The organism is Pseudomonas sp. PF05 (assembly GCF_056521845.1).
In genome coordinates this window covers 128,469-143,369 of record NZ_JBWLPW010000004.1, presented here as the reverse complement: position 1 = coordinate 143,369, position 14,901 = coordinate 128,469, and the positions used below count along the sequence as shown (strand labels likewise).

Genomic DNA, 14,901 nt, shown 5'->3' with positions numbered 1-14,901 from the left:
TACAGAGCGGCGCCAGGCGTCTCCTGAAATAAGCCGACACGCTGTGCTTGCCGGATTAGAAGGGTTTGCGAATAATGGGCCCGCTATTTGCAGCATAGATCGGTTTCCCTTCTTTTGCTCTTGCATGAATTTGCTGGGCTGTCAATGCGCTCGAACCGCTTTCTCGGTGCTTCTGTAATTTGTTGTCGCATTGAAGAAATATCGACTTCGGGCCTGTCGTTAGAATGCCGATCACTCGCTCGTCGTGGCTTGCGTTGAAATAATCGTGAGCTTCCTAGGACGCAGCACCAAAGTTCGTTTCACCATTCGCATATTGGGCTGTTGCTCACTCTGCCGTTTTTGCCCTTTACCGATGGAGTTCCAAGATGAAGAAACTTGTGCTGCTTGGCGCCCTGGCACTGTCCGTGCTGTCCCTGCCGACTTTCGCTGATGAGAAGCCCCTGAAGATTGGTATCGAAGCGGCCTACCCTCCGTTCGCCTCGAAAGCCCCGGATGGCAGCATCGTCGGTTTCGACTACGACATCGGCAATGCGCTGTGCGAAGAGATGAAGGTCAAGTGCGTGTGGGTCGAGCAAGAGTTCGACGGCCTGATCCCGGCGCTCAAGGTTCGCAAGATCGACGCGATCCTGTCCTCCATGTCGATCACTGAAGATCGCAAGAAGTCGGTTGATTTCACCAACAAGTACTACAACACCCCGGCTCGTCTGGTGATGAAGGCTGGTACCCAGGTCAGCGACAGCCTGGCCGAGCTCAAGGGCAAGAACATCGGCGTGCAGCGCGGTTCGATCCACGAGCGTTTCGCCCGTGAAGTCCTGACCCCGCTGGGCGCCGAGATCAAGCCGTACGGTTCGCAGAACGAGATCTACCTGGACGTGGCCGCCGGCCGCCTCGACGGCACCGTGGCAGACGCTACGCTGTTGGATGACGGCTTCCTCAAGACCGATGCCGGCAAGGGCTTTGCATTTGTAGGTCCAGCCTTTACCGACGAGAAATACTTCGGCGACGGTATCGGTATCGCGGTTCGCAAGGGTGATGCCCTGAAAGACAAGATCAATGGCGCGATCACCGCCATCCGCGAGAATGGCAAGTACAAGCAAATCCAGGACAAATACTTCGCTTTCGACATCTACGGCAAGTAACGACGTCCCGCCACTCGTGCGAAATGGCGCAAGCAACAGGATCTCTGCGGTTTGCGCCATTTTTTCATCCCACTTTCGAGGACCTGAATCATGTTGAAAGGCTACGGGGCTGTCATCCTCGATGGCGCATGGTTGACGCTTGAGCTCGCCTTGTCGTCCATGGCCCTGGCCATCGTCCTGGGGTTGATCGGCGTTGCGTTGCGCCTCTCTCCGGTACGCTGGCTGGCGTGGCTGGGCGACCTGTATGCCACAGTCATCCGCGGCATTCCCGATCTGGTGTTGATCCTGTTGATTTTCTACGGCGGCCAGGACCTGCTCAACCGCGTGGCGCCGATGCTCGGCTACGACGACTACATTGACCTGAACCCATTGGCGGCCGGTATCGGCACCCTGGGCTTCATCTTCGGTGCCTACCTGTCGGAAACCTTCCGCGGTGCCTTCATGGCGATCCCCAAGGGGCAGGCCGAGGCGGGCATGGCGTACGGCATGAACGGGTTCCAGGTGTTTTTCCGGGTGCTGGTGCCGCAGATGATTCGCCTGGCTATCCCGGGCTTCACCAACAACTGGCTGGTGCTGACCAAGGCCACCGCGCTGATTTCGGTGGTGGGCCTGCAAGACATGATGTTCAAGGCCAAGCAGGCGGCGGATGCCACGCGCGAGCCTTTCACCTTCTTCCTCGCAGTGGCGGCGATGTACCTGGTGATCACCAGTGTCTCGTTGCTGGCATTGCGTCACCTTGAGAAGCGCTACTCGGTAGGCGTAAGGGCGGCTGATCTATGATCTTCGACTACAACGTCATCTATGAAGCCTTGCCGCTGTATTTCAGTGGCTTGCTGACCACCCTGAAGCTGTTGGCCCTGTCGCTGTTCTTCGGCCTGTTGGCGGCGTTGCCCCTGGGGCTGATGCGGGTGTCCAAGCAGCCGGTCGTCAACATGACGGCCTGGCTCTACACCTACGTGATCCGCGGCACGCCGATGCTGGTGCAGCTGTTCCTGATCTATTACGGGCTGGCGCAGTTCGTCAGCGTGCGCGAAAGCTTCCTCTGGCCGTGGCTGTCCAGCGCGACCTTCTGTGCGTGCCTGGCGTTCGCCATCAACACCAGTGCCTACACCGCCGAAATCATCGCTGGCAGCTTGCGGGCCACGCCCAACGGTGAGATCGAAGCGGCCAAGGCCATGGGCATGTCGCGCTACAAACTGTATCGCCGGATCCTGCTGCCATCGGCCTTGCGTCGGGCGCTGCCGCAATACAGCAACGAAGTGATCATGATGTTGCAGACCACCAGCCTGGCCTCCATCGTGACCCTGATCGACATCACCGGTGCCGCGCGCACGGTGAACGCGCAGTACTACTTGCCGTTCGAGGCCTACATCACGGCCGGCGTTTTCTACCTGTGCCTGACCTTCATCCTGGTGCGCCTGTTCAAACTGGCCGAGCGCCGCTGGCTGGGTTACCTGGCCCCGCGCAAGCACTGATAACGCATCGATCCGATCGACTGCTCAACGACTGACGTTTTGTGAGAACCGACCGCATGTACAAGCTTGAAGTCCAAGACCTGCATAAACGCTATGGCAGTCACGAAGTGCTCAAGGGCGTGTCCCTGAAGGCCGCCGCCGGCGATGTGATCAGCATCATTGGCTCCAGTGGCTCCGGCAAGAGTACTTTCCTGCGTTGCATCAACCTGCTCGAGCAACCTCACGCTGGCAAGATCCTGCTCAACAACGAAGAGCTGAAACTGGTTGCCGGCAAGGATGGCGCGTTGAAGGCCGCAGACCCCAAGCAACTGCAGCGCATGCGTTCGCGGCTGTCGATGGTGTTCCAGCATTTCAACCTGTGGTCCCACATGACTGCGCTGGAAAACATCATGGAAGCGCCGGTGCATGTGCTGGGCGTGGCCAAGGCTGAAGCGCGGGAGAAAGCCGAGCACTACTTGAACAAGGTCGGCGTGGCCCATCGCAAGGACGCCTATCCGGGCCATATGTCCGGCGGCGAGCAGCAGCGTGTGGCGATTGCCCGTGCGCTGGCGATGGAGCCGGAGGTGATGCTGTTCGACGAACCGACCTCGGCGCTGGACCCGGAGCTGGTAGGCGACGTGCTCAAGGTGATGCAGGCCCTGGCCCTGGAAGGCCGGACCATGGTGGTGGTAACCCACGAAATGGGCTTTGCCCGTGAAGTGTCGAACCAGCTGGTGTTTTTGCACAAGGGCATCGTCGAAGAAAGCGGCAACCCGCGCGAAGTGCTGGTCAACCCGCAATCCGAGCGCCTGCAACAATTTCTGTCGGGCAGCCTCAAGTAATCGCTCCCGTTACGCACCTGATTTGGGTCATGCTGCGCACCGCGCGCCAGATGGTCTAATTTGGTTGCAGCCGCTTTTGGCTTTAACACTGTTTTCGCTTCGGATCGCCCGCCATGACTGCCCATCGAATAGGTTTCCTGATTTGGCCCAGCACTAAAGCCTTGACGCTGGCGCTGGCCGAGGAGGCCTTGCGTGTTGCTCAACGGGTGCATCCGGATGTGGTCTACGAGCTGTCGTTCTTGCAGGCCGAACCGCCGGCCGACGGTGCCTGGCAGCTGCCGGGCGAGCCTTGGGCGGGCAAGCTCGAAGGCTTCCAGAAGCTGTTTTTGCTGGCCGATGAGCCGCCGGCTGCGCTGGCCTCGCCCCTTAGCGGCGCCCTCAAGCAACTGGTGCGTGCCGGTTGTGTGATCGGCGGTTTGTCTGCCGGTGTCTATCCCTTGGCCCAACTGGGTTTGCTCGACGGTTACCGTGCCGCCGTGCATTGGCGCTGGCAGGACGATTTCTCCGAGCGCTTCCCCAAGGTCATCGCTACCAGCCATCTGTTTGACTGGGACCGCGATCGCCTGAGCGCTTGCGGTGGCATGTCGGTGCTCGACCTGTTGCTGGCGGTGCTGGCTCGCGATCACGGCGCGGAACTGGCCGGTGCGGTGTCGGAAGAATTGGTGGTCGAGCGCATTCGCGAGGGTGGCGAGCGTCAGCGCATCCCGTTGCAGAACCGCCTTGGCTCCAGCCATCCAAAGCTCACCCAGGCGGTGCTGCTGATGGAAGCCAACATCGAAGAGCCGCTGACCACCGACGAGATCGCCCAGCATGTCTGTGTATCCCGTCGGCAACTGGAGCGGATCTTCAAGCAATACCTCAACCGCGTGCCCAGCCAGTATTACCTGGAGCTGCGCCTGAACAAGGCCCGGCAGATGCTGATGCAGACCAGCAAATCCATCATCCAGATCGGCCTGTCCTGCGGCTTCTCCTCGGGGCCGCACTTCTCCAGCGCCTACCGCAACTTCTTCGGCGCCACGCCGCGGGAAGACCGCAACCAGCGACGCAGCAGCAGCCCGTTCGAATTGTCGTCGGTGCCGTCCGAGCGCGGCTAAGTGGCACAACACGCTTCTGTGGGAGCAAGGCTTGCCCGCGATGCAGGCGATGCGGTCCTTGGTGAACCGAGGCGCCTGTATCGCGAGCAAGCTTTGCTCCCACAGATAAGTCCCCTCGCCACAAGTGTTTTGCATGGCCGAGGGAAATGTAGAAGCCAGCCCCTCAAATATACCGACAACGTTTAAACTGCGCCTTTGCGACGCTATTTGTCGCATTGCCGTAAACCCGCGAAAAACGTGGGTTGGCGCTATAAGAAGTTGTCGCTTGGCGGCAAGGCCGGGCTGAAAACTGTCCTTACAATCCTTACCAAGCCCGCCAGTTCCAGGCGGGTGTTCCTCATCAGGAGACTCCGATGTCCGTTGAGCAAGCCGCGGTACAACGCGCCGATTTCGACCAGGTTATGGTTCCCAACTATGCACCTGCAGCCTTCATACCTGTGCGTGGCGCCGGTTCCCGCGTATGGGACCAATCCGGTCGTGAGTTGATCGACTTTGCTGGCGGTATTGCAGTCAACGTATTGGGCCATGCCCACCCGGCACTGGTCGGCGCACTGACCGAGCAGGCCCACAAGCTGTGGCACGTGTCCAACGTCTTCACCAACGAACCGGCCCTGCGCCTGGCCCATAAGCTGGTCAACGCAACCTTTGCCGAGCGCGCGTTCTTCTGCAACTCCGGCGCCGAAGCCAACGAGGCCGCCTTCAAGCTGGCCCGTCGCGTCGCGTTCGATCGTTTCGGCAGCGAAAAATACGAAATCATTGCCGCGCTCAATAGCTTCCACGGTCGCACCCTGTTCACCGTCAACGTTGGCGGGCAGTCGAAGTACTCCGATGGCTTCGGACCTAAAATTACCGGCATCACCCACGTTCCTTACAACGACCTGGCCGCTTTGAAAGCCGCCATTTCGGACAAGACCTGCGCCGTGGTGCTGGAGCCGATCCAGGGCGAGGGCGGTGTGCTGCCGGCCGAGCAGGCCTACCTGCAAGGCGCCCGCGACCTGTGCAATGCCCACGACGCATTGCTGGTGTTCGACGAAGTGCAGACCGGCATGGGCCGTAGCGGTCATCTGTTCGCCTACATGCATTACGGCGTGGTCCCCGACATCCTCACCAGCGCCAAGAGCCTGGGCGGTGGTTTCCCGATCGCGGCGATGCTTACCACCGAAGCGCTGGCCAAGCACCTGGTCGTCGGCACCCACGGCACCACCTACGGCGGCAACCCGCTGGCGTGCGCGGTGGGTGAAGCGGTGATCGATGTGGTCAATACCCCTGAAGTGCTCGCGGGTGTCAAAGCCAAGCATCACAAGTTCAAGGTTCGCCTGGAGCAGATCGGCGAGAAGTACGGCCTGTTCACCCAAGTGCGCGGCCTGGGCCTGCTGATCGGCTGCGTGTTGAACGACGCCTGGAAAGGCAAGGCCAAGGACATCTTCAACGCCGCCGAACAGGAAGGCCTGATGATCCTGCAAGCCGGCCCGGACGTGATTCGCTTTGCTCCGAGCCTGGTGGTGGAAGACGCCGACATCGACGAAGGCCTGGACCGCTTCGAGCGGGCTGCGGCGAAGTTGACGCAAGCCTGATTTGAGCCTTGACCGGCTCCAGTGTGGGAGCCGGGCTTGTGTAGGAGCGGGTTTGTGGGAGCAAGGCTTGCTCGCGATGCGGGTTCCTCAGTTCACCAAGGACCGCGTCGCCTGCATCGCGGGCAAGCCTTGCTCCCACAAGCTTTGCTCCCACAAACCCGCTCCCACATTTGAGTCTGTAGGGAAGTTGGTCCCGGTATTTTTTCTCTGTGTATCGACCCAGTGGTCGACCCATTTATTTCAAGTTAAGGAGTGACACCATGCTGGTGATGCGCCCTGCGCAAATGGCTGATCTGGGCGAGGTACAGCGTCTGGCTGCGGACAGTCCGATCGGTGTCACTTCCTTGCCGGATGACGTGGAACGCCTGAGCGACAAGATCGCCGCAAGCGAAGCCTCGTTCGCCGCCGAAGTCAGCTTCAACGGTGAAGAGAGTTATTTCTTCGTCCTTGAAGACACCGCGACCGGCAAGTTGGTGGGCTGTTCGGCCATCGTCGCTTCGGCCGGTTATTCCGAACCGTTCTACAGCTTTCGCAACGAGACCTTCGTTCACGCCTCCCGTGAGCTGAAGATCCACAACAAGATCCACGTGCTCTCCCAGTGCCACGACCTGACCGGTAACAGCCTGCTGACCAGCTTCTACGTGGTGCCGGAATTGGTGGGCTCGCCGTGGTCGGAACTCAATTCCCGCGGGCGCCTGCTGTTCGTCGCCAGTCATCCGGAGCGGTTTGCCGATTCGGTGGTGACCGAGATCGTCGGCTACAGCGATGAGCATGGCGACTCGCCGTTCTGGGACGCTATCGGTCGCAACTTCTTCGACCTCAACTACGCCGCCGCCGAGCGCTTGTGCGGGCTGAAAAGCCGTACTTTTCTCGCCGAGCTGATGCCCCATTACCCGATCTACGTGCCGCTGCTGCCGGACGCCGCCCAGGAAGCCATGGGCCAGGTCCATCCGCGGGCGCAGATCACCTTCGACATCTTGATGCGCGAGGGTTTCGAGACCGATCACTACATCGACATCTTCGACGGCGGCCCGACCCTGCATGCTCGTGTCTCGGGCATTCGCTCGATTGCCCAGAGCCGTGTGGTGCCGGTCAAGATCGGCGAACCGGTCAAGGGTGCCGGGCGCCAATACCTGGTGGCCAATGCCCAATTGCAGGATTACCGCGCCGTGCTGCTCGAGCTCGACTACGCGCCGGGCAAACCGGTGACCCTGGACATGGAAGCGGCCGAAGCCCTGGGCGTTGGCGAAGGTGCCAGCGTGCGCCTGGTAGCCGTTTAACGCCTTACCGCTGAGTTTCGCGGGTGGCGTGAGCGACCCGTTTGAGGAGATAGCATGATCGTTCGTCCCGTACGCAGCAGCGATTTACCCGCTCTGATCGCCCTGGCCCGCAGCACCGGCACCGGCCTGACCACCTTGCCGGCCAACGAAGAGCGCCTGGCCCATCGGGTCGGCTGGGCCGAGAAGACCTTTCGCGGCGAAGCCGGGCGTGGTGACGCGGACTACCTGTTCGTGCTCGAAGACGACGACGGTCGCGTGGTGGGCATTTCCGCCATCGCCGGTGCCGTGGGGTTGCGCGAGCCTTGGTACAACTTCCGGGTCGGCCTGACGGTCAGCGCTTCCCAGGAATTGAACATCTATCGGGAAATCCCGACCCTGTTCCTGGCTAACGACCTGACCGGTAATTCCGAGCTGTGCTCGCTGTTTCTGCATGCCGATTTCCGCAGTGGCCTCAATGGCCGGATGCTGGCCAAGGCGCGGCTGTTGTTCATTGCCGAATTCCCACAGTTGTTCGGCAACAAGATCATCGCCGAGATGCGCGGCATGTCCGACGACAATGGGCGGTCACCGTTCTGGGAAAGCCTGGGCCGGCACTTCTTCAAGATGGAATTCAGCCAGGCCGATTACCTCACCGGGGTGGGCAACAAGGCGTTCATCGCCGAGCTGATGCCCAAGTTCCCGCTGTACACCTGCTTCCTGTCTGAAGATGCCCGGGCCGTGATCGGCCAGGTTCACCCGGACACGGAACCGGCATTGTCGATGCTCAAGAGCGAAGGTTTCAGCTACCAGGGTTACGTCGACATCTTCGACGCCGGCCCGGCGGTGGAGTGCGAAACCGGCAAGATCCGCGCGATTCGCGACAGTCAGGCGCTGGTCCTGGCCATCGGTACGCCGGGCGACGATGCCACGCCGTTCCTCATTCATAACCGCAAGCGCGAAGACTGCCGCATCACCGCGGCACCGGCGCGCTTGGCTGCAGGCACCCTGGTGGTCGACCCGCTGACCGCCAAACGTCTTCAACTCAACGCCGGTGATCAGGTACGTGCCGTCGCCTTGTCTGCCGCTCGGGAGTCCAAATAATGAATTCGCTGTACATCGCAGGAAGTTGGCTGGAAGGCCAGGGCGACCTCTTTGAGTCGTTGAACCCGGTGACCCAACAGGTGGTGTGGGCGGGCAACGGTGCCACCGCCGCGCAAGTGGAATCGGCGGTGCAGGCCGCGCGCCAGGCGTTCCCGGACTGGGCACGGCGCTCGCTGGATGAACGCATCCAGGTGCTGGAAGCCTTTGCCGCTGCCCTGAAAAACCATGCGGACGAACTGGCCCATTGCATCGGTGAAGAAACCGGCAAGCCGTTGTGGGAAGCAGCGACCGAAGTGACCAGCATGGTCAACAAGGTCGCTATCTCGGTGCAGAGTTACCGCGAGCGAACAGGCGAGAAGAGCGGCCCCCTGGGCGACGCCACCGCCGTGCTGCGCCACAAGCCCCACGGTGTGGTGGCGGTGTTCGGCCCCTACAACTTCCCCGGCCATTTGCCCAACGGCCACATCGTGCCGGCGCTGCTGGCCGGCAACAGCGTGTTGTTCAAACCGAGCGAGCTGACGCCGAAAGTCGCCGAACTGACGGTCAAGTGCTGGGTCGAGGCCGGTCTGCCGGCGGGCGTACTGAACCTGGTGCAAGGCGCGCGGGAAACCGGCATCGCCCTGGCGGCGAACCCTGGCATCGACGGGCTGTTTTTCACGGGCTCCAGCCGTACCGGCAATCTGTTGCACCAACAATTTTCCGGGCGCCCGGACAAGATCCTCGCGCTGGAAATGGGCGGTAACAACCCGTTGGTGGTGGATGAGGTCGAGGACGTCGATGCGGCGGTCTACACCATTATCCAGTCCGCTTTCATTTCTGCCGGGCAGCGCTGCACCTGTGCGCGCCGCCTGCTGGTGCCGGAAGGCGCCTGGGGCGATGCCTTGCTGGCGCGCCTGGTGGCGGTCAGTTCGACCCTTGAAGTCGGTACCTTCGACCAGCAACCGGCGCCGTTCATGGGCTCGGTGATTTCCCTGGGTGCGGCAAAGGCCTTGATGGACGCGCAAAACCATTTGCTCGGCCTGGGGGCCGTGGCGCTGCTGGCCATGACCCAACCCCAGGCCCAGGCGGCGTTGCTGACGCCGGGTATCCTGGACGTGACGGCGGTGGCCGAGCGTCCTGACGAAGAGTTGTTCGGGCCGTTGCTGCAGGTGATTCGTTACAAGGATTTTCCTGCGGCGATTGCCGAGGCCAACAATACTCAGTATGGCCTGGCCGCCGGGTTGCTGTCCGATTCCCAGGAGCGTTACCAGCAGTTCTGGCTGCAAAGCCGCGCCGGTATCGTCAACTGGAACAAACAGCTGACGGGGGCTGCCAGCAGCGCGCCGTTCGGCGGTGTCGGCGCTTCGGGCAACCACCGCGCCAGTGCTTATTACGCTGCAGATTATTGCGCGTACCCGGTGGCTTCCCTGGAAACCCCGAGCCTTGTGATGCCGGCTGCCCTGACCCCCGGCGTGCGCATGTCTTGAGACCGCCATCGCGGGCAAGCCTTGCTCCCACAGGTTTTGTACCTGGCCTATGGGAGCAAGGCTTGCTTTCACAAGTCCTGCATCGGGCCTGTGGGAGCAAGGCTTGCCCGCGATAGCCGCGACTCGGTTGTTATTGATGCCTATAAAAAAACAGATTCTCGTGGAGCCTCGCTGATGAAATCCTATGAAGTCAACTTTGACGGTCTAGTGGGGCCGACCCATAACTACGGCGGGCTCTCGTACGGCAACGTCGCCTCCCAGAGCAACAGCCAACAGTCCTCCAACCCCAAGGAAGCGGCGTTGCAGGGCCTGGCGAAAATGAAAGCGCTGATGGACATGGGTTTCCAGCAAGGTGTGCTGGCGCCACAGGAACGCCCGGACGTGGCGGCCCTGCGCCGGCTGGGCTTTGCCGGCAGCGATGCCCAGGTCATCCAGCAGGCCGCGAAGGAAGCGATGCCGCTGCTGGTTGCCAGTTGCTCGGCCTCCAGCATGTGGGTGGCCAACGCCGCCACGGTCAGCCCGAGCGCCGACACAGCCGATGGCCGCGTGCATTTCACCGCCGCCAACCTGAATTGCAAATACCACCGCAGCATCGAACATCCGACCACCAGTCGCGTGCTGGGAGCGATGTTCGCCAACCCGCAACACTTCGCCCACCACGCCGCCCTGCCGGCGGTGGCGCAGTTCGGTGACGAAGGCGCGGCCAACCACACCCGTTTCTGCCGCGCCTACGGCGAGGCCGGTGTCGAGTTCTTCGTTTTTGGTCGCAGTGCTTTTGACACCCGTTACCCCGCACCGCAGAAGTACCCGGCGCGCCAGACCCTGGAAGCTTCCCAGGCCGTTGCCCGCCTGCATGGGCTGAGGGAGGAGGGCGTGGTGTACGCCCAACAGAACCCATCGGTGATCGATCAGGGTGTGTTCCACAACGACGTGATCGCGGTGGGCAATGGCGAAGTGCTGTTCTATCACGAGGATGCATTTCTCGAGACCGACAAGATGCTGGCCGAGTTGAGCAGCAAACTCGCCAAGGTCGGTGGGAAATTTCAATCGGTGTGCGTACCGCGTTCGGCGGTCACCGTCGATGATGCGGTGCGTTCCTACCTGTTCAATAGCCAGTTGCTGTCGCGTCCCGACGGTTCGATGCTGTTGATCGTGCCGGAAGAATGCCGTAGCAACGAACGTGTCTGGCAATACCTGCAAGGCCTGACGGGCGCTGGCGGGGTGATCCGCGAAGTGAAGGTCTTCGACCTCAAGCAGAGCATGCAGAACGGTGGTGGCCCGGCTTGCCTGAGGTTGCGCGTGGCACTTAATGAAACCGAACTGGCGGCCGTCAACCCAGGGGTTATCATGACCGCGTCGCTGTACGATTCGCTGACCCAATGGGTTGAGCGGCACTACCGCGACCGCATGACCGAAAACGATCTGGCAGACCCGCAGTTGCTGCTCGAATGCCGTGCGGCACTGGATGAACTGACACAAATCCTTAAACTTGGCTCGGTTTATCCTTTCCAGATCAATTGAAAGCGCGCGCGACCTGACTACAGTCAAAGCAGGGCGCGTTGCCTTATCCCCAGACGAGAATGTAAAGACATGAGCGATACCCTGCAGCTGATCCTTGAAGACACCGACGGCACCCAACTGGAAACCTCCTGCACCCGCGTCGCGGTGATGTGGCAAGGCAAGGAGTTGTGGATCCAGCAGGATGGCCGCGGTCAGTTGCTGATCGGTGTCGATGTCGAGGAAGGGGACGAGGAATACGCCAACCTGTTGTTGCGTCCATTGGCGACCAACCTGGTCAGCCTGCAACTGGAAATGGAACCGGCGGACGTCGGCGACGATGACCATGTCCATGGCCCGGATTGCGGCCACGACCATTAAGGAAACCGCGCTATGCTCGCCCTCGGCAAACTGCTTGAACTGACCCTCGCTGGCCGTGAACCGGCGGAGAAGACTCAACTGACTGTCGAAGGCGTACGGATGCGCTGGTTGAGCGAGGGCGCGCTGGAGGTCAAGCCGCCCGAAGCCCGGGATAGTGGCCTTGACCTGCTGCTGTCGGCCGGTATCCACGGCAACGAAACCGCGCCGATCGAGTTGCTCGACCGCTTGTTGCATGACATTGCCCGTGGTCATTTGAAACCGCGGGCACGCATTCTGTTCCTGTTCGGCAACCCCGAGGCCATCCGGCGCGGTGAGCGTTTCGTCGAACAGGACGTCAACCGCCTGTTCAATGGCCGTCACGAGCTGAGCGGCGGTTCTGAAGCGCTACGGGCCTGCGAGCTGGAGCGCTTGGCCGCCAGTTTCTTCAGCCGGCCAGAACGCAGCCGCTTGCATTACGACCTGCACACCGCGATTCGCGGCTCGAAGATCGAGCAGTTCGCCCTGTACCCATGGAAGGAAGGCCGTCCCCATTCACGTCGTGAGCTGGCGCGCCTGCGCGCCGCGGGCATGGAGGCGGTGTTGCTGCAGAACAAACCGTCGATTGTCTTCAGCGCCTATACCTACGACCAACTCGGTGCCGAGTCCTTCACCCTGGAACTGGGCAAGGCCCGGCCATTCGGGCAGAACGACGGCGTCAACGTCAGCCTGCTGGAAACCCGCCTGCAACAGATCATCGAGGGCAACGAGCCGGAGCTGGATGAAGGGCTCGATGGCCTGCAGCTGTTCAGCGTCGCCCGGGAAATCATCAAGCACAGCGACAGCTTCCGCCTGAACCTGCCGGCGGACGTCGAGAACTTCTCGGAATTGGGGAAAGGCTACGTGCTGGCCGAAGACATCGCCCAGACCCGCTGGGTGATCGAAGAAGACGGTGCCCGGATCATCTTTCCGAACCCCAAGGTCAAGAATGGCTTGCGGGCCGGGATCCTGATCGTGCCGGCGACCGACGAAAACCTGATCTAACGTCCTCACAAAACCATTGTAGGAGCGAGCTTGCTCCCACAGGTTTTTCAAGCGGCTTTTAGACCGCTACCGCCCGCTGCTCACTGCGGCGCAACGCCCGGGTCTTGTGCAACGTATCGGCGCAGGTCTTCGCCGCTTCCTGGCCCTTGTGCACAAAATGCTCGAAAAAGAACTTCTGATGTTCTTCCCCTGCATGGAAATGATGCGGCGTGAGCACGACCGAGAACACCGGCACTTCGGTTTCCAGCTGAACCTGCATCAGGCCGCTGATCACCGATTGGGCGACGAACTCGTGGCGGTAGATGCCACCGTCCACCACCAGGCCGGCGGCGACGATGCCGGCGTAGCGGCCTGACTTGGCCAGCAGCTTGGCATGCAGCGGGATCTCGAAGGCGCCACCAACTTCGAAGAAGTCGATGTCACTTTCCTGATAACCCTGGATGATCATTTCGGCGACGAAGCCTTTACGGCTCTGGTCGACGATTTCCTTGTGCCAGCAGGCCTGGATGAACGCGACGCGCTCGCCTGGATGACTTTTGCTTTTGCTGTCGATTGCAGTGGGTTGCATGTTCTGGTTCCTGTTTGTGTGAAAAACAGGGCGTCATGAATCGAAGGGGATTCGAGGGTACGCCGCGCGCAGACAGTCGCAGACGGCCCTTGGGTGCCAATCCCGTTCTCTCTTCATCCGGACTATGACCGTCGGCCCCGGAATCACACCGGGTCTGCTGACCTTGTCGCTACACCCCAAAAAGCGGTGCACCACCAAGCGCTCGCGGGCTATGCACGTTGCGTGCAATTACCGCCGGTGGGGAATTACACCCCGCCCTGAGAACGTTTTGCCGCCACGCTTTGTGACGGCGGACAATTTTTAACACATAACCCCTTGTGGGAGCGAGCCGTGGGAGCAAAGCACACAAGGGGGGTGTTGCCCTTTCCGTCGATCAAGCTTGATTATTCCTTGCCATGACCGCAGTAATTGCCCTTCGAAAGGGAATTCCCCCTCCACCTGAACCCGAGGCCAGATTCATGAGTGTTATCGATCTTCGCAGCGACACGGTCACCCAACCCACCGCCGGCATGCTGGATGCCATGGCCAGCGCGCCTACCGGCGATGACGTGTATGGGGAAGACCCGACCGTCAATCGCCTCGAAGCCGAACTGGCCACGCGCCTGGGGTTTGCCGCAGCACTGTTCGTGCCCACGGGCACCATGAGCAACCTGTTGGGGTTGATGGCCCACTGCGAGCGTGGTGACGAATACATCGTCGGCCAACAGGCCCACACCTACAAATACGAAGGCGGCGGTGCGGCCGTGCTCGGTTCTATCCAGCCGCAGCCCCTTGAGGTGCAGGCGGACGGTTCCCTGGACCTGGCGCACGTCGCCGCAGCGATCAAGCCCGATGACTTCCACTTTGCCCGCACCCGTCTGCTGGCCCTGGAAAACACCATGCAGGGCAAGGTGCTGCCGCTGGAATACCTGGCTCGGGCCCGGCGCTTCACCCAGGAACATGGCCTGGCCCTGCACCTGGACGGGGCGCGGCTGTATAACGCCGCGGTCAAGCTGAATGTCGATGCCCGGGAGATCACGCAGTACTTCGATTCGGTGTCGGTGTGCCTGTCCAAGGGCCTCGGCGCGCCGGTGGGCTCGGTCTTGTGTGGTAGCGCCGAATTGATCGGCAAGGCCCGCCGGCTGCGCAAGATGGTCGGCGGCGGCATGCGCCAGGCGGGAATTCTCGCGGCGGCGGGGCTGTACGCCCTGGAACATCAGGTCCAGCGCCTGGCCGATGACCACGCCAATGCCCAGCGGCTCGCCGAGGGTTTGCGTGCGGCGGGTTACGAGGTTGAGCCGGTGCAGACCAACATGGTCTACGTGCAAATGGGCGAGCGGGCCGAGGCAATCAAGGCATTTGCCGATGAACGGGGCGTCAAGCTCAGCGCGGCGCCGCGCCTGCGAATGGTGACGCACATGGACGTGAGCGCGGCGCAAATCGACCAGGTGATCAGCGCTTTCGTCGAATTTTCCCGCCAGTGACCCGTCAACCGGGTCAATTGACAGTTTCTATCGCATAAACACG

Annotated in this window: 14 protein-coding genes and 1 riboswitch; of the genes, 13 read left to right on the top strand and 1 reads right to left on the bottom strand. The window is 61.3% G+C overall.

Going from position 1 to position 14,901, the window contains the following annotated elements:
* The first annotated feature begins 365 nt into the window (after positions 1–365).
* From AC09SL_RS09660 to astE, 12 genes are all read left to right on the top strand, one after another.
* Complete coding sequence (locus tag AC09SL_RS09660; RefSeq protein ID WP_058543455.1) at positions 366–1,139, top strand: ABC transporter substrate-binding protein; 774 nt, start codon at positions 366–368, stop codon at positions 1,137–1,139.
* Between the two features lie 90 nt (positions 1,140–1,229).
* Positions 1,230–1,919 carry an ABC transporter permease gene (locus tag AC09SL_RS09655; protein WP_003204800.1) on the top strand — a complete coding sequence of 230 codons (690 nt, stop codon included), beginning with the start codon at positions 1,230–1,232 and terminating at the stop codon, positions 1,917–1,919.
* Entirely contained in the window at positions 1,916–2,614 is a 699-nt protein-coding gene (locus tag AC09SL_RS09650) for an ABC transporter permease (protein ID WP_058543456.1), read from the top strand. Before AC09SL_RS09655 ends, AC09SL_RS09650 begins: the two co-directional genes overlap by 4 nt.
* 56 nt (positions 2,615–2,670) lie before the next feature.
* On the top strand, positions 2,671–3,435 hold the full coding sequence (locus tag AC09SL_RS09645; protein ID WP_018612663.1) for an ABC transporter ATP-binding protein: 765 nt from the start codon (positions 2,671–2,673) through the stop codon (positions 3,433–3,435).
* Between the two features lie 113 nt (positions 3,436–3,548).
* Positions 3,549–4,529 (top strand): transcriptional regulator ArgR, encoded by a 981-nt coding sequence (gene argR / locus AC09SL_RS09640; RefSeq protein WP_058543457.1) that lies wholly within the window; start codon positions 3,549–3,551, stop codon positions 4,527–4,529.
* Between the two features lie 353 nt (positions 4,530–4,882).
* Positions 4,883–6,103 (top strand): aspartate aminotransferase family protein, encoded by a 1,221-nt coding sequence (locus tag AC09SL_RS09635; RefSeq protein WP_058543458.1) that lies wholly within the window; start codon positions 4,883–4,885, stop codon positions 6,101–6,103.
* Between the two features lie 260 nt (positions 6,104–6,363).
* The gene (aruF, locus tag AC09SL_RS09630) at positions 6,364–7,383 is read left to right on the top strand and encodes an arginine/ornithine succinyltransferase subunit alpha (RefSeq protein WP_058543459.1); all 1,020 of its coding nucleotides are present in this window, start codon (positions 6,364–6,366) and stop codon (positions 7,381–7,383) included.
* A gap of 54 nt (positions 7,384–7,437) precedes the next feature.
* Entirely contained in the window at positions 7,438–8,463 is a 1,026-nt protein-coding gene (gene astA, locus AC09SL_RS09625; protein WP_058543460.1) for an arginine N-succinyltransferase, read from the top strand.
* Complete coding sequence (gene astD, locus AC09SL_RS09620; RefSeq protein ID WP_165826071.1) at positions 8,460–9,929, top strand: succinylglutamate-semialdehyde dehydrogenase; 1,470 nt, start codon at positions 8,460–8,462, stop codon at positions 9,927–9,929. Before astA ends, astD begins: the two co-directional genes overlap by 4 nt.
* A gap of 174 nt (positions 9,930–10,103) precedes the next feature.
* A complete protein-coding gene (gene astB / locus AC09SL_RS09615; protein WP_058543462.1) occupies positions 10,104–11,450 on the top strand; it encodes an N-succinylarginine dihydrolase in 1,347 nt (448 codons plus the stop codon).
* Between the two features lie 69 nt (positions 11,451–11,519).
* Positions 11,520–11,807, top strand: a complete 288-nt coding sequence (locus AC09SL_RS09610) for a hypothetical protein (RefSeq protein ID WP_003178862.1) — start codon at positions 11,520–11,522, stop codon at positions 11,805–11,807.
* A gap of 12 nt (positions 11,808–11,819) precedes the next feature.
* On the top strand, positions 11,820–12,827 hold the full coding sequence (gene astE / locus AC09SL_RS09605) for a succinylglutamate desuccinylase (RefSeq protein ID WP_058543463.1): 1,008 nt from the start codon (positions 11,820–11,822) through the stop codon (positions 12,825–12,827).
* 58 nt (positions 12,828–12,885) lie between these two features.
* On the opposite strand, the gene AC09SL_RS09600 is transcribed toward astE, so the two are convergent.
* Positions 12,886–13,395, bottom strand: a complete 510-nt coding sequence (locus tag AC09SL_RS09600; RefSeq protein WP_024618891.1) for a 6,7-dimethyl-8-ribityllumazine synthase — start codon at positions 13,393–13,395, stop codon at positions 12,886–12,888.
* A 100-nt stretch (positions 13,396–13,495) separates the two neighbouring features.
* Positions 13,496–13,664, bottom strand: a riboswitch (FMN riboswitch).
* A gap of 189 nt (positions 13,665–13,853) precedes the next feature.
* Here AC09SL_RS09600 and ltaE point away from each other — a divergent pair.
* On the top strand, positions 13,854–14,858 hold the full coding sequence (gene ltaE, locus AC09SL_RS09595) for a low-specificity L-threonine aldolase (RefSeq protein ID WP_064107039.1): 1,005 nt from the start codon (positions 13,854–13,856) through the stop codon (positions 14,856–14,858).
* The last annotated feature ends 43 nt before the right edge of the window (positions 14,859–14,901 follow it).